The following is an 18,412-nucleotide window of genomic DNA, read 5'->3' as shown; positions in this document are numbered from 1 at the left end:
GACGCCTGTATCCGAGCATATGATAACGTTCGACATATTCATTCCACAGACGAATCTCTTTTTGAACCCGTACCGGCTCTAGTTGGATGGGAGCATACGCCGACACACTCCCTCTTAGTTCCTCTTCTGGTTCGGTAGCAGTTCCGATGATGACTGTTTCTTTCCCTGAAGAAGTCGCCTTTCTTTTTTCCGGAAGGCGAATCCATTCCTTCGCCTCCAGCTTTCGCAGTAACTCGCGGCAAGATTCCAGCTTTGGTTTCCCGTTTGGTCCATACCACGACAGGGTTTCACATAGCGTATGCGCCAATTCCTTTTGACTCAACCGGGGAAACAACCGGATCACTTCCTTAATGTGTTCCAGTTCTTCCCTTGTAAAAATGCGTCCGTTCAAGAGAACTTCCTCAGGCCAATCTTCATGTATCGTCATAGTGTGGCTCCTTTTTAAAATTTCCCACACTATTGTCTCATATTTATTTTGTGGTGTCCAGTGCTATTTTGCGAAAAACTTTTTCTCCCCAACTCTTATAAACCTTGTCAGTTATAAATCTTTAGATTCATGCGTCAGCTCTGGGGAACGCTAAAAAACATGTAGACAGGATTAACAGGATTAGGATGATTTACAGGATTTAATAATTTTTAAATTAATAGGGTGGTTCACCCCTTATAACTATAAAAGACTATAAACTATAAAACCAACACTTAATTATGGCACTTATAAATCCTGTTAATCCAATAAGATCCTGTTAATCCTGTCAATTTGTTGTGCTAAATTTTTGGACGTTAATAAATGCCATAAATAAGGGGCGCTCCGGCTGGGGCGCCCCGCTAACCAACTTGCTTTCCTTAAACCTGAGGCAGCTTTTTAAGCGCTTCTTTCAGGTTTTCCTCAGGCAGGGGGTAATCTATCAGTTTACCCTCCAGATAAGTGTCATAGGATGGCAGGTCGAGCAGACCGTGGCCTGAGAGGTTGAAAAGTATAGTCCTGGCCTCACCGGCCTCCTTGGCCGCCAGCGCTTCCTGCACAGCGGCGTGGATGGCGTGGGAGGATTCGGGAGCAGGGATGATCCCCTCGCTTTTAGCGAAAACAAGGGCTGATTCAAATACAGCGGTTTGGCCGAAAGCCCTGGCCTCGGCGATGCCGTCGTGCACCAACTGGCTTAGCAGGGGCGAGTCGCCATGGTAGCGCAGGCCGCCTGCATGAATGCCGGGAGGCATAAATTCCTTGCCCAGCGTGTACATCCAGAGCAGCGGCGTAAATCCAGCCACGTCCCCGAAGTCGTAGCCAAAGTGTCCCCTGGTCAGTGTGGGGCAGGCGCTGGGCTCAGCAGCTACCAGCTTCACTTTGGCGCCTTTGACGATTTTATCATAAGCAAAGGGGAAAGCTGTCCCGCCAAAGTTGCTGCCGCCGCCGCAGCAGGCTATTACCACATCCGGGTAGGCATCCACCTTTTCTAACTGCTCTTTAGCTTCAAGCCCTATCACAGTCTGGTGCAGGATTACGTGGTTCAAAACACTGCCCAGGGCATAGTTGGTGTCACCGCGTCCGGCGGCGTCTTCCACCGCTTCACTGATGGCGATACCGAGACTGCCCAGGGAATCAGGATCGGCCTTCAGGATCGCCCTGCCCGAATTGGTGTGCTCACTAGGGCTGGCAAAGACCTCTGATCCAAAAATCTGCATCATGGTCCGGCGGTATGGTTTTTGGTGGTAGCTGACCTTAACCATGTATACGGTGCATTCCAGGCCAAAGAAGTTACAGGCCTGGGACAGGGCCACACCCCACTGGCCGGCGCCTGTCTCGGTGGCAAGCCGTTTGATGCCTTCCTTTTTATTGTAGTAAACCTGCGGCACGGCAGTGTTCAGTTTATGGCTGCCGGCCGGGCTGGCGCCTTCGTACTTGTAGTAAATCTTAGCGGGTGTATCCAGGGCTTTCTCCAGGCGATGGGCCCTGTGCAGTGGCGTCGGCCGCCAGAGGCGGTAGATCTCCTGGACTTCCTCCGGGATCTCCACCCAGCGCTCCTGAGTCACTTCCTGCCCGATCAGGCCCATTGGGAAAATAGGCGACAGGTCGTCCGGGCCCACAGGCTGTTTGGTGCCTGGGTGCAGTGGCGGCTTGGGCAGGTTGGGCATATCCGCCATAATGTTGTACCAGGCCTTGGGCATGTGCTTTTCCTTCAGCAGAATCTTGGTTTTTTCACTCATCTCTTCTTTTCTCCTCTCCACTCTGGAATTATGGAAATAGTTAAAGTCATTTTATCAAATAAAATCCGGCGAAAGCAATATATTGTCTTAAATTAGCTGATTTTTTCTTCCCTTCGCACCACGCTGCTCCATTTGCCGCAGCGGTCTCCCCAGCGGGCTATAGTGTCCCCTTCTTCTTTTATTTCAATTACCTCGCAAAGGTTGGAGCACCCGGAGCACTCGAAGCTCCCTGTTCTAAAATCCATCTCGGACACCCTGAAGCCCTTAAAGCAGCTTGGCCCCTTTCTGGCCACCGCCTCTCTGGACAACAGCGCCGCGCCGACCGCCCCCATTACGTTAAAATAGGGAGGCACCTTGACGGGCAGCCCCAGTTCCTTTTCAAAAGCCCTGATCATACCGACATTGGCGGCCACACCGCCCTGGAACACCACCGGGGCCAAGATCTCTTTGCCCTTGCCCACATTATTAAGGTAATTGCGCACCAGTGCCTCGCACAGCCCGGCCAATATATCAGCCAGGCTGCAGCCCATCTGCTGCTTGTGGATCATATCTGACTCCGCAAAAACCGCGCAGCGCCCGGCAATTCTGACCGGCGACGCGGCCCGCAGGGCGATTTCCCCGAACTCCTCGATGCTGATGTTCAGGCGCGCCGCCTGTTGATCCAGGAATGAGCCGGTGCCTGCGGCGCAAACAGTATTCATGGCGAAATCCGAAACTACCCCGTTGCGCAGAATGATGATCTTTGAGTCTTGCCCGCCTATTTCCAGGATAGTCTGCACGCCAGGCACCACCTGGGAAGTGGCGACGGCATGGGAGGTTATCTCATTTTTAACCGCGTCAGCTCCGATAATCACACCGATCAGGTTCCTGCCGCTGCCGGTGGCGCCGACTCCTTTGATTTTTGTACCGGCGGGCAGGCGGCCGCCCAGTTCACGCAAGCCTTTCTGCACGGTGGCAATGGGCTGCCCCAGTGTTCTCAGGTAGATAGCCTCGAAAACCACACCGCCTTCATCCATGAAAACGATATTGGTGCTGACTGAACCAACGTCTACCCCCAGATATCCATTCATTATTTATGAATACAGAGCCTCCCTTGTCTCTTTTTTTCGCTCCAGCAAGTCCACAAAAGCTTCCAGTCGGGTCAATGTGCCCGCTTCACCGGTATGTTCATCCACAATCAGGGTCATGGCCGGGATGCCGTAGTCAGCGCTCATTTCAGGCAGTATGCTTTCAGCTACAATCTCCGGCATACAGGTAAAGGGCAAAACCTGAATCAGCCCGTCGTATCCCGAACGGGCGTAACTCACCGAACTGCCGATGGTTTCCTGTCCGTGCCCGCCCACAAAATGCCGCAGGTAGGGAAAGGCTGCCCCGCAAGTTTCTTTCCTTGACCTCATCCCTTTAACCAATCCCATAAATATATGGTCGTTGACCCACTCACTGAGGTAAATGGAGCGGTTGACCTCAGCCCCAAGTTTTCCGAGCCGCCTCTCCAGGTACTGGTTGGAAAAAGGGTCGAGCAGGGTGTAGATTTCTCCGACCACGCCTATTTTTACAACCGGCTTGTTTTTCTCCACTTTAACCTCAGACATAATGGCACCGGCCTTTTTTATTGCTTCCGTCAGCTCACTGCGGGAAGAGGCCGCTTCAATTAAATGTAGCGCCTCTTTCTGGGCGGTATCGGTTGAACCAGGTGTCACTTCTCTGGGCCGGGACTTTAAGGCAGCCATCTCCACTTCATCCACGGCCCTGGCTTTCTGGTAGCCGAAGCGGACGGCCTGGATCACCTGCCACCAGGAACGGCTGCCGGATATTTGTTTGATTTTAACCAGCAGCTCTGAAAAGTGCCGCTCCGGCGGCTCAAACACGATCAGCTGCATATCACACCCAATATCCCGCAAAATTGTATGTTCGATCTGGGCGTAGTAGCCAAAACGGCAGGGGCCGCGCCCGCCTGCCATAATAATGGTGTCAGCCCCCAGTTCTCTGGCTTCTATAAAATTGCCCAAATTAAGCTTCATGGGCAGGCAGGCAAATTCCGGCCCGTACTTTGCGCCGAGACTAAGCGTTTTTTTGCTTGAAGGCGGCGGCACTACCACTTCAACACCCAGGTGATCTAGCATCGCTTTGACAGGAATATATAAATTCCCCATATGAGGAAAAGTTACACGCATGATTAACCTCCAAATTTGGTCGTGGGCTGTTGGACGTGGGACGTGAGTATATTCTGCATTCCATTTGAGTCGTGGGATATTGGACGTGGGCCGTGAGACGTGATTATATACTGCATTCCTTTGGTTTTTTAATTTGTAGGTTCAGATTTATCAGAACACTCCAGTGGGGACATTCCTCGTCAGTAAAAGGAATTCCTGAAATTGAGGAGTGTCCCCTGACCTTAGCCGACTGAAGCCGCACCTACAACTTCCCACTTCCCATTTCCCATTTCCCACGGCTCACTTCCCACTTCTCACTTCTCATTTCCCACTTCTCACGTCCCGAACGCCTCTGTTGTTTTTCTCCAGTTCACCATATCCCAAAAGGCTTCCAGCCGGGTTATGACTCCGGCCTCGCCGGTGTGTTCGTCCAGGGTCAAGTTTAAAAAGGGCTTGCCGGCGGCGCGGGCGTAGCGTTCAATCAGTTCGCCCGTCATAGAGTCCGGGCCGCAGCCGAAGGCGGCCACATGGATCATGCCGCACACCTCCGGCCTTTCGAGGTAATGGCAAGCAGCCCCAATCATGCGCTGGCCCAGGGTCCAGAAGAGTTTTTTCGGCAGTCGGGTGGCGTTTCTGCTTACTACCTGACCCTTAAGGTGTTCCGCTGTTGCCACCTTTGCTCCCATGTTGCGCAGGCGCCCGATCAGGTCCATGCTGATATAGGAGTCATAGATATTATATGGATGGCCGATTAAAGCTATGGTCATATCCTCCGACTCCGGCAGCGGCTCTTCTTTGACCTGGTCCTCTATGATCGCTATAGCTTCAGGCGGCATCAGCCCCAAATGCAATAGCCTGAAATATTTTTTCTGTACGGTTAGAGCGCGCCGGTAGGCCGTCCATATTTTCAGATGGCTGCCGGTAAAGATCTTTCCTACCTCCTGAGCGGCGGCATAAGCGTTGCTTTTCTTCTTATGCAAGTTAACGCTGACATCAATCAGGGGCGGCAGCCCCCGCAGACAGCGGATCATGTCCGGCAGCCCAAGGAATTTCGGACAGATGTACTCGTGTTTTTTCACACTCACCATTCTCGGCAAAAAAATCAGGTCAACCTTGCCGGCCAGGTCCAGAACATGGCCGAAAGCCAGTTTCACAGGCAGGCATACTTCATCCACGGCGCTTTTCAGGCCTTTGACCAGCACTCCTTTGCTGGAGCGGGACGAAAGGACCACCTCAGCGCCGAGTTCTTCAAAAAAAACCCGCCATATAGGGTAATAGTAATAGTATAAAAGCACCCTTGGTATGCCGATTTTCAATGATATATAGAGCCCCCCTCCGCACTATTTATTTTTTCCCCCGCCGGAAGGTTTCCTGGCTGGAGCGGCCAGCACCTGGCGGTCGCGGTCAATCGGTTTTAAAATACTTGGTCTGGTGTTGCGCACCGGGACAGGCATGCGGACCACAATGCTGGCCAGCGCTTTCAAGTTGAACGGCGCCAGCGGCCATAGGTAGGGGATGCCGAAGGACTTATTCAGAGCAAGAAATACCAGTATCCCTGCTACCCCGAAGATAAAGCCGGGCGCCCTGAACAAGGCGGTAACGATCAACAAAAACAGGCGGACCAGCCGGTTGGCGTTGGCGATTTCGATACTTGGAGTTAAAAAGGTGCCTATCGCTACAATGGCTGTGTATAAAATCACTTCCTGGGCAAACAGGCCGACCCTGGTGGCCAGCTCGCCGATTAAGAGAGCGGCGATAATACCCGTTGAGGTGGCCAGGGCGGAAGGCGTGTGAATTGTGGCCAGCCTGATCATGTCTATCGAAATTTCAGCCAGAATAAACTGAATTATCAGCGGTATCTCGGAGGGCTGGCTGATTCCAATATAAGATAACTGCGGGGGCAGCAAACCGGGGCTGCTGGCAAAAAGAAACCAGAGCGGCAGTAAAAACAGGGACGCCGCCACACCTAAAAAACGGACCCAGCGCAGGTACACACCCACTGTCGGGTTCTGGCGGTACTCCTCGGCGTGCTGGAGATGATGAAAGTAGGTAGCAGGTGTGATGATCACACTGGGTGAGGTGTCCACCAGCACCAGCACGTGTCCTTCCAGCAAATGCATGGCGGCTACGTCCGGCCTCTCGGTATAGCGCACCTTGGGGAAGGGGTTCCAGAATGAGCCTGGTGAGATCAGTTCCTCCACCGACTTTTCCCCCATAGGGATACCGTCTATCTTTATATACTCTATCTTCTCCTTGATGCTGTCGACCAGGTCGGGATTGGCAATGTCCTCTATATAGCAGACAATTACGTCTGACTTGGAGCGAATTCCCACCTGGAAATACTCCATGCGCAGCTTGGGATCCCTGATCCGCCTTCTGATCAAAGCGGTATTAAACACGAGCGTTTCCACAAAACCGTCCCTGGAACCGCGCACCACTCTTTCCAGGTCCGGCTCCTCCGGGCTGCGGATGGGATAAATCCGGGCGTCCATGATCAGGGCCTTGCTGGATCCGTCGACCAGGATGGCCAGAGGACCAGACAGCACCTTGGTGACGATGTCCTCCAGGTATTCAACTTCTTCGACTTCAGTGTAGCCCAGGCTGCCCCTGAACAATTTTTTTATACTGTCGGGGACCATGTCCGCATGGTCAAGCCTGGTCAGGTTTTGGAGAACAAGCGTCACTATCTGGTCGTTGGTCAGTCCGTCCACAAAAAGTAAAGTGACGTTTTTACCCCCTATGACCAGTTGCCGGGTCAAAACATCAAAGTTTTTCTTAATACCCATCTGAGCATCCAGCAGCTCAATGTTTTCATCCAAACTCTGGCTAATCCTGGTTTTTTCCTTTTCTTCAGGTTTTTTTTCTTTCATACTGTTTTTGGACCATAACATTGAAACCACTCCTGTCCAAGATAGTTTTTAACGCCCTGGTAGTTAAAGGCGCCCCCCTGTCCGCCTCATCCAAACCATCCATTTTGCCGATATCACCGATGCCGATCACCAGCGGAATGTTCAGGCTGTTGATTACCTCCACCGTATCGCCTTCCAGCACTCTCTCCGTGGGCTGACCCATTTTATCCACCGAGCCTGCAATCAGATCCCCGTTCCTGTTGATCGAGAGGTCAACATTGCAGCCGCTCACGTTTTCGGTATTGGAGGCCACAGCCAGAACGCCCAGCACCTCGATATCAGGGTGAGCGGCAATATAGGCCATGGCCGTTTCACCCCGGCCCATGCCGTTGTAGCCGCGGTCATCCAGCATTACCACTACCGGATCATGCGGCGTTGTTTTAATTAAGTTAACAAGTTCCTCGCCCGACTTGGTGGTAGGGTTGCCGGCCGAACAGGATATACAGCGCGCTCCCACATTACACGCGGCTGTTTCCACCGCCTTTTTCGCTATACTGTCGCCATCCGTAATCAGGATTACCTTCCTTTTGGCTGCGCCCAACCTACCCCCTACCCCCTTGGCTTAAAAGCAAGCGCCGCCAGGTAACCGAATACCACTGCCGCGGTGATACCGGCGGCAGCAGCCGTTACCCCCCCGCTGAAGGCGCCAAGAATGCCATTTTCTTTTACCCCGTTGAGCGCGCCCTGAGCAAGCAGGTGACCAAACCCGGTCAGCGGCACCGTGGCGCCGGCGCCGGCCAGTTTCACCAGCGGCTGGTATAAGCCAAACGCGCTGATAATTGCACCGGCCGTGACAAAAGTTACTAAAACATGAGCCGAGGTAAATTTGTAGCTGGTCAGGTCCATTAACAGCTGGCCGATTACGCATAAAGCTCCGCCGATTACAAAAGCCCAAAAAAATGCCATTGATATTCCCTCCTTAACGGGCTTCAATCACAAGCGCGTGCCCAATACCGGGTATCGTTGAGCCCTGTTGTACGCTGCAGGGACTATGGAGCGACCCTGTGCCAATCCCGAGCAGCCGCTTATAACTGCCATCTTTAAGCTTCTCGATCAGGTAGCCGCAGGTGACTACCGCCGAGCAGCCGCAGCCGCTGCCTCCGGCGTGGACATCCTGTGCGCCGCTGTAAATTAAAATGCCGCAGTCAGTAAAGCGATCTGAGATGTCATAGCCTTGCTGCCTGAGCAGATGGTCCGCCAGCTTTTTGCCATAAGTCCCCAGGTCACCGGTATAAATAAGATCGTAGTAATCGTATGCCCGCCCGGTGTCCTGCAAATGCCGTACGATGGTGTCGGCCGCGGCGGGGGCCATAACGGCGCCCATATCCTGCGGGTCAGCCTGCCCCATATCGATAACCCTGCCGATGGTGGCGTGAGTGATCACCGGACCGCTTCCTTTTTCGGCCAGTACCACCGCTCCGGCGCCGGTAACCGTCCACTGGGCGGTCATCGGCCGCTGCACGCCTAATTCCGTGGGAAAGCGGAACTGCCTCTCAGCTGTACTGTAATGACTGGAGGCGCCGACCAGGACCCTTGCGGCAAAACCGCCGTCAATCAGCATCGCTCCCAGCGCCATGCCTTCGTACATGGTGGAACAGGCGCCATATAATCCTAAAAACGGTATGGACAAGGCACTGGCTGTAAAATTTGCGCTGACAATCTGGTTTAACAAATCTCCGGCCAGCATAAAATCTATATCTTTTTCCTGCAGGTTGGCTTTTTGCAGGGCCTTTTTCATAGCTTCGAGCATCAGCCGCTGCTCCGCCTTTTCCCAGGTTTCCTCATCGCAGTAAGTATCATAAAAAACCTTGTCAAAGGTCTTGCCCAGCGGACCTTCCCCTTCCTGGGGTCCTACTACAGACGCGGTGGAAATGATTACAGGCGGGTTCTCAAACCAGACTGTCTGACTGCCGTTTTTTTTAAATACCCCCAATATCCCACCCCTATCTGAAGAAATAATATAAAATCCCCGCCACCCAGGCCGTGGTAATGCCCCAGACCAGCACCGGGCCGGCAATAGTAAACAGCCTGGCGCCGACTCCGAAGATCAGCCCTTCGGCGCGGTATTCCAGGGCAGAGGCAACCATAGAGTTGGCAAAACCGGTGATCGGGACGATACCGCCTGCCCCGCCGAACCTGCTTACCTCGTCATAAAGACCCAGACCGGTTAAAAACGCTGCTATAAAGACAAGCGACGAGGAGGTTGCGGCGCCTGCCTGGTTTAAGCTCAAACCCAGACTGAGAAAATAGTTGTAAAAGACCTGACCGATCAGGCAAATCAAACCGCCCACCACGAAAGCCCAGAACATATTCCGCCACACTCTGGGTTTCGGCTTCACCCGGCTGACGATTGCCGCGTATTCCTTTCTTTGTTTTTCAGAAACTATCGCCTCTGACATCTTAGTTCACCTCTATTTCATTTTCCCCCGAAGACTTATCCTTATACAGTCTGAAGGACACCTTCCGGTGTCCTCTGCTTTTTATTCAGTATGGGCGATTTTTACATTGGCCTTGTACTCAACCAGCCGGCCGTGCTCGACATTAGCGGTAAAGTTAACCACTTCCACGGCGACAATATTTTTCATAGTTCTTGAAGCTTCCGATATGGCCGACTGAACGGCGCCCTTCCAGCTGTCCTGTGATTCTCCCACCAGTTCAGATACTTTAACATGCATAACTTTTGCCTCCTTAATTTTTATAAGCAATTGGTATTATACGTTGAGCCTATTAGTTTTATACAAATTCCCCCACACTTTGTTTAAAGATGGAAAAACCACCCTTCCGCAGGGCGGTATTAAAGTTTAAGAATTAGGATTCAGAATTCAGTAGTCAGTAGTCAGAATTTTTTTATTAGATATTTCTATATTCTGACTTCTGACTTCTGTCTCCTGTATTCTGTTATTCACTTCTCCCCATGAGTTCCTTGAGCTTTTTCAGGGCCTGCCTTTCCAGGCGGGAGACCTGGACCTGGGAAAGGCCGAGCTTCCCGGCTATTTCCGACTGGGTCTTATCTTCAAAAAACCTCATCTTTATGATATACTGGTCCCTTTCCGGCAGGTTGTCCAACAGATCTTTAATTGAGATGCTTTCCAGAGCGTCATCATTTTCTTCGCCTTTTAACTGGTCCAGCAGGTAGATTGGATCGCCGTCATCCTGGTGCAGGGTCTCATAAATCGATGTGGGCGACTGGGTGGCTTCCAACGCGTTGACAACTTCCTCTCTCGATAAGCTCATTTCAGCGCCTACCTCCCCCACGGAAGGCTCCCTTCCCAAACGGGATGTGAGCAGGCTTCTGACCTGCTGTATTTTATAAGCCGTTTCTTTCAGGGAGCGGCTGACCTTGACCGGGCTGTCATCTCTTAAGAACCTTCTGATCTCGCCAACAATCATAGGAACGGCGTAGGTGGAAAACTTCACATCATAACTGAGATCAAATTTATCTATGGCTTTCATCAGGCCGATACAGCCGATTTGAAACAAATCTTCCAGTTCATAGCCCCGGTTTTGAAAACGTTTGACAATGTTAAAGACCAGTTTCAAGTTGCAGTTAACCAACTTGTCCCTCGCATAAACCTCACCAGCTTTAGCTTTCTTAAGCAGCTCTTTCATTTCTTTGTCTTTTAGCAGCGGAAAGCGGGGCAGGTTCATTTCAACCAACCTGCTGCTCATTTTTCCATCTCCCGACTATTGACCCGAACTGGCTCTGGCGATCCTGGCGCCGACGCTTTTGCTCATCATTACTTTAGTGCCCCGGCCGGGTGCTGACTCAACCCGGAAATTCTCCATAAAAGACTGCATAAACACAAATCCCAGCCCCAAACGCTCAGCATCGGTCGAAAAAGCAGGCTGAAGGGCCATTTTTATATCTTCAATGCCCTTGCCCTCGTCTTCGATTCTGATTTCCAGGGCATCTTGGGTCAAATTAGCATAGATCCTGACAAAACAGTCAGGCGCCTTTCCATAGCCATGGACAATTGAATTGCCCACTGCTTCAGATACGGCAACCTTTATTTCTTCCAGGTCCGCAAGCGTAAAATCAAGCTGGGAGGCAAAGGCCGCCACCGTAACCCTGGCGAAAGCGACATTGGCCGGTATGCTCAGGAACTCAAGTTTCATATGATTGATAAACTGCACTTTACCACCCTCCTAGCCGATTTTCTCCAGCGCCTCATTCTCGCTGCGGTACTCAGACATTATGCGCAGGAGCCCGGAAAGATCAAAAACTTTCCGCACCTGGGGCTGCAGTGAAACTATAAAAACTTTTCCTCCATTTTTGGATATGCGCTTATACCGTCCCAGCAGCACACCCAATCCAGAACTGTCAACAAAAGACACTTTGGCCATATTAAACACCAGATTTCTTGCCTGCCCCCTGTCAAGCGTCTCATCAAGGGTTCTTCTGAAGCGGTCGGCCACGCCCAGATCCAGTTCACCACTGGGCCGGACCACGAGGGTGTCTTTTTTTATTTCAACATCCAGTAACACTAAAACTCCCCTTTCATTTCAGTTGATTGAAGAAACCCATTTGCTAAATCTTACCAAATATTTTTTAAAAAGGCAAGCTCCGGAAACATGCGGCAGCCATCTGGATTTAAATTATAAAAGGACTTTTTGTTCCCGTGTAAAATAGCGCCAGCCTGTGCAGCGCCCTGGTACAGGCAATATACAGCAGTTTTCGGTCCAGCCCGGTTGAGTAGTTTGCACTGGAAGCGTCATGCACCAGCACCACGTCAAATTCCAAGCCCTTGGCCAGATAGGCGGGAATAACCAGGATTCCTTTTTCTATCTCAGCCTCAGGGGCGTCAACAAGCTTGATCCTGTTTGAATCTTTAAGCTTTTCATAAATGTCGCGGGCATCCCGCGCGGTCTTGGTTATCACCGCTATGGAACCATACCCTTGTTTAAGGTACTCACTCGCCTTTGCCGTTAAAGCATGTTCAATTTCCGCCTGGGTTTCCCTAAAAACGACCTCTGGTTCGGCTTCATGCCTCTCAAAGGAAATAGAGTCGTTTCCTTCACCTAGAATCTTTTGTGCAAAATTATTGATCTCAAATGAAGACCTGTAGCATTTTTTAAGAGTGAATCTTACCGTTTTTCTTTTATCGAAAATACCGGTTACAGAGACATCCAGTGCGGGCCGCTCCTTATTTTCTATGGACTGGTTGATGTCCCCCAGCAGTGTATAACCGGCGCTACCAAAAAGGAGCTTGAAAACCTCGTACTGCAGAGGGTAATAATCCTGCGCCTCATCAATTACCACCTGCTCCACAGCATACAAATCTCCGCCTTCAACCTTTAGCTTAAGATAGAGGAGCGGAGCGCAATCTTCATATGCGGCTTTGCCGCTGTTTAGCGTCTTCCTGGTCAAGGCCGTGATTTTTTCTATTTCAGCCGGCAATTCCAGGCCGCCCGCCAGTTTCAAGAGAAGCCCCGGTTTATTGAAAAGCTCCCTGTACAGGTTTGTATAATCAACACGGGTGACCTTGCGGAGCTTTTCTAAAAATATTTTGGATCTCTTAATTGATAGCAGCCGGCTGAATGGTTTGATTTCAAAATCATGGCCATCAGACTGCTGCACTATTTTTTCAATCTTACCCAGGCTCTTCTTCTGCAGGGGATGTATTTTTTCCAAGACCATATTCTCCATCCTCTTGAGCCTTTTAGCCACAGGCATGCCAATTTTGTTGTTCAAAAAACGGTTTTTGAGCAGCTGCCTGGTCTCAATGGTTGTGCCGTCGTAATAAATGTCATCAAAAATAATCATGTGCCTTTCCCAGTGCCTGATCAGCCTGTCGAGAATTTCTTTAAAAACCTCTGAACCTTTAAATGCGATGCTCTGTGTTTTTATATCTCCCTCTTCAGTGCCTTGGGAAGAAATTAAATATTCCAGCTGCTCTGACCTTGTTTCGGTTTTCAACCGCCCATTCACAGTCTTTGAGAAAATTTCGTCGCAGGTTGCCTGCCTTACGTTTTCCTCACCCAGTTCAGGCAGGACACTTGAAATATACTTGCTGAAAATTGCGTTAGGTGAAATGATGATAATATCACTTGAGTTTATTTTTGACTTCAGGCCGTCATACAGCAGGAAGGCAATCCGGTGCAGGGCCACAGAGGTTTTGCCGCTACCCGCGACACCCTGCACAATCAACAGTTCACTCTTATTATCTCTGATAATCAAGTCTTGTTCTTTTTGAATAGTCTCAACTATATTTCTCATCTTGGCGGATGAGTTGCGGATTAAAACTTCCTGCAGTATCTCATCATTAATCCTGATGCTGAAGTCAAAGAAGTATTTTAAATTGGCGTTATGAATCTTATACTGTCTTTTCAAAACCACATCGCCTGAAATTGTTGCGGCAGGCGCTTTATAGTACGCCCTGCCCAGTTCAAAGCGGTAGAAAATGCTGGAGACAGGTGCGCGCCAGTCGTAGACAAAAAACCTGTTTGTCTTGGGGTCCGCAACGTTGTCAAGACCGATATATATTTTTTCTCTATCAAACGTACCATCCTCGATAAAATCAAATCTTCCGAAATAAGGTGAATCCAGTAACTTTTTATACTTTTCGATCTTATTGCGGTTATTTACGTAGTATGCAGTTTGAATATTTACTTCCGCAAGATACTGGTTAATTTCTGTGAGCCTGGTAAAGTCATTTGTATAATGGACTGTATTCTCCCACATATCCTTACGCAGGTTAATAAGTTTTTGCCTGGCGCCGGGTAAAGAGTTAATTTCATTTTCCAATTGTTTTTCAAGAAAAGCTAGTGTATTATCAAGATACTCAGTCTCTTCCCGCAATTCTTCAGCATAACTCACAAATAATCACACTCCATTTTATACTTGACATAATATATTATCTGTGATAAAATTATTATGAAAAATAGAATAAATTCCATGATAATGTATATCTTTTTATTATATTAAAAAAAGATATTCAAGTAAAGTCTTGAATATCTTTTTTATGTGCAATTATACTTATAAATTAAATTAGTTTAGGGCCTCCTTTTAATAAACACTGTCAATCACTCTTCTCATTTGCTGCATAATCGACGCTTTTGCCACGTCTTCCTTTGCCACCAATTTAACTCTTAAAGCTTCCTTCCCGTTTTTGGTTACAACATACGATCCTATCTCCTGTCCTTTGCGTACCGGCGCGCTGATATACTCCGGCAGCTCCACCTTGGACTCATATCCCTTGTCCTCTCCTTTAGGCACCACTACACCTACCTTTTCCGCCGCCAGCGCCTCCACACTGGTGGTTTTGCCTTTGCTGACCCTGACCGTGCCCACAATGGCGCCCTGCTCGGCAAAGTTTACCGCTTTAAACCTGGCAAAACCGTAGTCAAGCAGCTTGGTGGACTCTCTGAAGTGACTTTTCGGCTCTGCTGTTCCCAGCACTGTACAGATTAACCTCATGCCGTTTCTCTCGGCGGACGAGGCAAGGCAATAGTTGGCCGCCTCGGTCCAGCCGGTCTTGCCCGCGTCGGCTCCGTCATACCACCAGAGCATTTTGTTGGTATTCCAAAGCTTAAAGGCGCCGCCCCGCAGGTCATATTCCTTAGTAGCGGTAATCTGCCGGAAAAGCGGGCTCTTCAATCCTTCTTTCAGGATTATAGACATGTCGTAAGCGCTGGTGTAATGGTTATCTGCCGTAAGCCCGTGGCAATTAACGAAATGGGTGTTCACCAGGCCGAGAGAAGCGGCCTTATCATTCATAGCCTGGACAAACGCCTCCTCACTGCCCGCGATATGCTCCGCGACTGCCACGCTGGCGTCATTGGCGGACTGCAGGCCTACGGCCAGGAGCAGCTCCCACAGGCTCATTTCTTCACCGGGCTCGAGATAAATCTGCGAGCCACCCATTTCCCAAGCATTCTCACTCGTTATAACTTTATCGTTAAGTTTAAACTTCCCCTGGTCTACGGCCTCCGTGGCCAAAAGCAGGGTCATCAGTTTGGTTACACTGGCCATGGGCAGCTGTTTATGCGGCTCTTTTTCATAGATAATTCTATTAGTTACAGGCTCCAGCACAACCGCCGACTGCGCCGTTGTTTCTAAAACAGCCGGCGTATTATCCTTAGTTTTTTTAGCCTTGTCTGTTTCCGTCGCCGCCCAGGCAGCCTGCGCCAGAGTAAAACTAAAAATTATCAGCCCAATTAAAAAACTTATATATCCTCTCTTGCCCAACAGTATATTCCCCCTCATCATCTTTGTCGTTTTTTTATTATGTTTTTAGGGGAGTAAACTTATACGCCAGGCAAAAAAACAGCAGAGGAACCTTTTACTAGCTCAATGTAAAAATAAAACAAATTGACAGGATTAACAGGATTTTAGAAGATTAACAGGATTATAAAATCAAATTTTTATTTAGAATTCCTATTTGCAAAAGTTTTTCAATACAACTTTAAAAGGTTTCAATATTAAAGGAATAAATATTATAAGTCTTCATTTGTTTATAAAATCATGTAAATCCTTATAATCTTGTAAATCCTGTCAATTTGTTTGTTGACAGAAGACTTACAAGACTATCTTAAGTTGTTACTGAGTAAAAGGAATAATCATATTTTTAAATTCTTTCGGGCACGGTGCCGATTAGCAGCGGTCTTGGTTCAGGTTTCTTCTGCCCGATGGTGTAGGCCTGCAGGATGGTTTCTCTCGCTACATCCAATTGTCCGAGGTTGTTGGCGTGTATTGTCGCCAGGCTTTCCCCGGCCTGTACAGAGTCGCCAACTTTTTTGTTTAGTACCAGGCCTACAGACAGGTCGATCTGCGCTTCTTTCTTTTCCCTGCCGGCGCCCAGCAACATGGCTGAGTGTCCCACCTCCGCCGCGTTGATTGACTGGACATAGCCGGATAAAGGCGCGGGTATTTCCTGAACTGATTTTGCCGCGGGCAGGCGACTAAACTCACTGGTTACAAGCGGGTCCCCGCCCTGAGCGGAGATTAATTCTTCAAATTTCTCCAGTGCCTTGCCGCTCGCCAGCAGATTTTTCAGCTGTGACCTGCCTTCTTCCAGGCTGGCCGACTTCCCGGCCAGTAAGAGCATGGTCGATCCCAGGACCAGGCATAATTCCAGCAGGTCCGGGGGGCCGGCGCCTTTTAAGGTGTCAATCGCCTCTTTAACTTCCAGTGCGTTGCCAACAGCGCGCCCCAGCGGCTGATCCATGTCGGTAATCAGCGCCACGGTTCGCCGGCCGACCTGGCTGCCAATCTCCACCATGGTCCGGGCCAGCTTGAAAGCGCCTGCTGTGTCCTTCATAAACGCCCCGCTGCCCACCTTCACATCAAGGACAATGGCGTCAGCGCCAGCAGCGATCTTTTTGCTCATTACACTGCTGGCGATGAGAGGCACGCTTTCCACGGTAGCCGTGACATCCCGCAGGGCATATAACTTTTTATCCGCCGGGGCCAGGTTGCCCGTCTGTGCCACAACCGCGGCGCCGACCCCGCGCACCTGTTCAATAAACTGCGCCGGTTGGAGCGTCACGTTGAAGCCCGGTATCGATTCCAATTTGTCCACAGTGCCGCCAGTATGGCCCAGCCCCCGGCCGGACATTTTGGCCACAGGCACCCCTGCGGCAGCGACCAGGGGGACCAGCACCAGGGTGGTTTTGTCCCCTACCCCGCCGGTACTGTGCTTGTCCACCTTAATCCCGGGTATGCCTGAAAGATCGGCCCGGTCACCAGAGTCGCAGATGGCCATGGTCAGTTCTGCTGTTTCCCGTTCGTTCAGGCCGCGAAAGAAAATTGCCATCAATAGGGCTGCGGCCTGGTAGTCGGGAATTTGCCCGCAGTTATAGCCGCTGATAAAATAGTTTATTTCAGCCGTGGTCAGTTCCCGGCCTTCTCTCTTCTTTAAAATCAGGTCATACATGCGCATAGTGACTTTTCCTCCCTACAGGGAAATCATTAATCCTTTGTTATGGTTTATAAACTTTTGGCCAAAAGCTCTCACCTACATTAAATTTCAGACCGAAGATTTCAGCCACTGTGGCGGCGATGTCCGCAAAGGTTTCCCTTACTCCAAGGTCCACTCCCCCCTGTATATGCCTGCCGTATACCAGCAGGGGCACATACTCCCTGGAGTGGTCGGTTGACACGGTGGTGGGATCGCAGCCGTGGTCGGCGGTAATAATCAGCACATCATCATCTGCCAGCGAAACTATAAGTTCCGGCAGCCAGCGGTCCAACTCTTCCAGCGCGTCGGCGTACCCCCTGGGATTGTTGCGGTGGCCGTACAGCATATCAAAATCAACCAGGTTGGTAAAAATAAACCCGTCGGTGTCAGACCGGATCAGTTTTAAAGCCTTGCCCATACCGTCTGTATTGCCTTTTGTCGGGACAGCTTCTGATATGCCTTCCCCGTCAAAAATGTCTTTGATCTTGCCGACAGCGGTAACCTTTACCCCATTTTCTTTTAACAGGTTCAAGAGTGTCCAGCCCGGCGGCTTAAGGGAAAAATCATGCCGGTTGGCCGTCCTGCGAAAATCTCCCGGCTTACCCTCAAAGGGTCTAGCTATCACCCGCCCCACGGCATGCTCTCCGGTAAGCATCTCCCGGGCTATCCGGCAGATCCTGTACAGCTCTTCCAGCGGGATAATCTCTTGGTGCGCAGCCACCTGAAAAACACTGTCCGCCGAAGTGTAAACAATGGGGCTGCCTGTTTCCATGTGCCTGGCGCCAAGCTCGTCTATAATGGCAGTGCCGGAGGCAACTTTATTGCCGAGAACCGTCCGGCCGATCTTCTCTTCATAGGCTTTTATTAAATCAGACGGGAAACCATTTGGATAAACCGGAAACGGGCGCTCCAGAATAATCCCGGCCATCTCCCAGTGGCCGGTGGTGGTGTCTTTGCCGGCTGATTTTTCTTTCATGCGGCCGTATGAAGCTAAGGGATTTACAGCAGGCGGCACACCCTCAACAGAAATAATATTTCCCAGGCCAAAGCTGCCTAGGTTGGACATTTTAAGCCCCCCCACGGCGCGGGCTATATTGCCCAGGGTGTTGCTGCCGGTATCCCCGTAATCAGCCGCGTCAGGCAGTTCCCCCACCCCGACGCTGTCCAGCACCAACAAAGCTACCCGTCTAATTTTCATGCGACTTCCCCCAAATGCTTTTTTTGTCGTAGGCCGTAGGTATATATGCAT

Annotated in this window: 18 protein-coding genes; all 18 read right to left on the bottom strand. The window is 50.4% G+C overall.

Going from position 1 to position 18,412, the window contains the following annotated elements; translation table 11 throughout:
* Positions 1-427 (bottom strand): hypothetical protein (locus tag Pmgp_RS13345; protein WP_205078033.1); only part of this gene is annotated, 427 nt, incomplete at its 3' end.
* Between the two features lie 416 nt (positions 428-843).
* Positions 844-2,202 carry a TrpB-like pyridoxal phosphate-dependent enzyme gene (locus Pmgp_RS13340; protein WP_134214483.1) on the bottom strand — a complete coding sequence of 453 codons (1,359 nt, stop codon included), beginning with the start codon at positions 2,200-2,202 and terminating at the stop codon, positions 844-846.
* 92 nt (positions 2,203-2,294) lie between these two features.
* Positions 2,295-3,272: an acyl-CoA dehydratase activase gene (locus Pmgp_RS13335; protein WP_134214482.1), complete on the bottom strand. Its 978-nt coding sequence runs from the start codon at positions 3,270-3,272 to the stop codon at positions 2,295-2,297.
* A 3-nt stretch (positions 3,273-3,275) separates the two neighbouring features.
* Positions 3,276-4,376: an acyl-CoA dehydratase activase-related protein gene (locus Pmgp_RS13330; RefSeq protein ID WP_134214481.1), complete on the bottom strand. Its 1,101-nt coding sequence runs from the start codon at positions 4,374-4,376 to the stop codon at positions 3,276-3,278.
* A 314-nt stretch (positions 4,377-4,690) separates the two neighbouring features.
* Positions 4,691-5,671, bottom strand: coding sequence for an acyl-CoA dehydratase activase-related protein (locus Pmgp_RS13325; RefSeq protein ID WP_345789150.1), 981 nt, complete (start codon positions 5,669-5,671; stop codon positions 4,691-4,693).
* A gap of 24 nt (positions 5,672-5,695) precedes the next feature.
* A complete protein-coding gene (locus Pmgp_RS13320) occupies positions 5,696-7,246 on the bottom strand; it encodes a spore germination protein (protein ID WP_243119848.1) in 1,551 nt (516 codons plus the stop codon).
* Positions 7,206-7,805, bottom strand: a complete 600-nt coding sequence (spoVAEA, locus tag Pmgp_RS13315; RefSeq protein WP_134214478.1) for a stage V sporulation protein SpoVABEA — start codon at positions 7,803-7,805, stop codon at positions 7,206-7,208. The genes Pmgp_RS13320 and spoVAEA overlap by 41 nt, the downstream gene beginning before the upstream one ends.
* Before the next feature lie 8 nt (positions 7,806-7,813).
* Complete coding sequence (gene spoVAE / locus Pmgp_RS13310) at positions 7,814-8,170, bottom strand: stage V sporulation protein AE (RefSeq protein WP_134214477.1); 357 nt, start codon at positions 8,168-8,170, stop codon at positions 7,814-7,816.
* 13 nt (positions 8,171-8,183) lie between these two features.
* A complete protein-coding gene (gene spoVAD / locus Pmgp_RS13305) occupies positions 8,184-9,197 on the bottom strand; it encodes a stage V sporulation protein AD (protein ID WP_134214476.1) in 1,014 nt (337 codons plus the stop codon).
* A gap of 10 nt (positions 9,198-9,207) precedes the next feature.
* A complete protein-coding gene (spoVAC, locus tag Pmgp_RS13300; protein ID WP_134214475.1) occupies positions 9,208-9,663 on the bottom strand; it encodes a stage V sporulation protein AC in 456 nt (151 codons plus the stop codon).
* 81 nt (positions 9,664-9,744) lie between these two features.
* A complete protein-coding gene (locus Pmgp_RS13295; RefSeq protein WP_134214474.1) occupies positions 9,745-9,939 on the bottom strand; it encodes a dodecin family protein in 195 nt (64 codons plus the stop codon).
* A 223-nt stretch (positions 9,940-10,162) separates the two neighbouring features.
* Positions 10,163-10,933 carry an RNA polymerase sporulation sigma factor SigF gene (gene sigF / locus Pmgp_RS13290; RefSeq protein WP_134214473.1) on the bottom strand — a complete coding sequence of 257 codons (771 nt, stop codon included), beginning with the start codon at positions 10,931-10,933 and terminating at the stop codon, positions 10,163-10,165.
* Between the two features lie 15 nt (positions 10,934-10,948).
* A complete protein-coding gene (gene spoIIAB, locus Pmgp_RS13285; RefSeq protein ID WP_134214472.1) occupies positions 10,949-11,398 on the bottom strand; it encodes an anti-sigma F factor in 450 nt (149 codons plus the stop codon).
* 12 nt (positions 11,399-11,410) lie between these two features.
* Positions 11,411-11,749 (bottom strand): anti-sigma F factor antagonist, encoded by a 339-nt coding sequence (gene spoIIAA / locus Pmgp_RS13280; RefSeq protein ID WP_134214471.1) that lies wholly within the window; start codon positions 11,747-11,749, stop codon positions 11,411-11,413.
* A gap of 106 nt (positions 11,750-11,855) precedes the next feature.
* A complete protein-coding gene (locus tag Pmgp_RS13275) occupies positions 11,856-14,081 on the bottom strand; it encodes a HelD family protein (protein ID WP_134214470.1) in 2,226 nt (741 codons plus the stop codon).
* Positions 14,082-14,270: 189 nt separating this feature from the next.
* Positions 14,271-15,452 carry a D-alanyl-D-alanine carboxypeptidase family protein gene (locus Pmgp_RS13270; RefSeq protein WP_243119847.1) on the bottom strand — a complete coding sequence of 394 codons (1,182 nt, stop codon included), beginning with the start codon at positions 15,450-15,452 and terminating at the stop codon, positions 14,271-14,273.
* 379 nt (positions 15,453-15,831) lie between these two features.
* Positions 15,832-17,145, bottom strand: a complete 1,314-nt coding sequence (locus Pmgp_RS13265) for a pyrimidine-nucleoside phosphorylase (RefSeq protein WP_134214469.1) — start codon at positions 17,143-17,145, stop codon at positions 15,832-15,834.
* Between the two features lie 40 nt (positions 17,146-17,185).
* Positions 17,186-18,361, bottom strand: a complete 1,176-nt coding sequence (locus Pmgp_RS13260) for a phosphopentomutase (protein ID WP_134214468.1) — start codon at positions 18,359-18,361, stop codon at positions 17,186-17,188.
* Positions 18,362-18,412 lie beyond the last annotated feature (51 nt).

The organism is Pelotomaculum propionicicum (assembly GCF_004369225.1).
In the GTDB taxonomy this organism is placed as follows: domain Bacteria; phylum Bacillota; class Desulfotomaculia; order Desulfotomaculales; family Pelotomaculaceae; genus Pelotomaculum_B; species Pelotomaculum_B propionicicum.
This window is presented reverse-complemented; position numbering and strand designations above follow the sequence as displayed.

Excerpts from the sequence above, each read along its gene's own strand:
- Pmgp_RS13340 (WP_134214483.1), bottom strand. The coding sequence starts at position 2,202 with ATGAGTGAAAAAACCAAGATTCTGCTGAAGGAAAAGCACATGCCCAAG.
- Pmgp_RS13335 (WP_134214482.1), bottom strand. The coding sequence starts at position 3,272 with ATGAATGGATATCTGGGGGTAGACGTTGGTTCAGTCAGCACCAATATC.
- Pmgp_RS13330 (WP_134214481.1), bottom strand. The coding sequence starts at position 4,376 with ATGCGTGTAACTTTTCCTCATATGGGGAATTTATATATTCCTGTCAAA.
- Pmgp_RS13320 (WP_243119848.1), bottom strand. The coding sequence starts at position 7,246 with ATGTTATGGTCCAAAAACAGTATGAAAGAAAAAAAACCTGAAGAAAAG.
- spoVAE (WP_134214477.1), bottom strand. The coding sequence starts at position 8,170 with ATGGCATTTTTTTGGGCTTTTGTAATCGGCGGAGCTTTATGCGTAATC.
- spoVAC (WP_134214475.1), bottom strand. The coding sequence starts at position 9,663 with ATGTCAGAGGCGATAGTTTCTGAAAAACAAAGAAAGGAATACGCGGCA.
- Pmgp_RS13295 (WP_134214474.1), bottom strand. The coding sequence starts at position 9,939 with ATGCATGTTAAAGTATCTGAACTGGTGGGAGAATCACAGGACAGCTGG.
- sigF (WP_134214473.1), bottom strand. The coding sequence starts at position 10,933 with ATGAGCAGCAGGTTGGTTGAAATGAACCTGCCCCGCTTTCCGCTGCTA.
- Pmgp_RS13265 (WP_134214469.1), bottom strand. The coding sequence starts at position 17,145 with ATGCGCATGTATGACCTGATTTTAAAGAAGAGAGAAGGCCGGGAACTG.
- Pmgp_RS13260 (WP_134214468.1), bottom strand. The coding sequence starts at position 18,361 with ATGAAAATTAGACGGGTAGCTTTGTTGGTGCTGGACAGCGTCGGGGTG.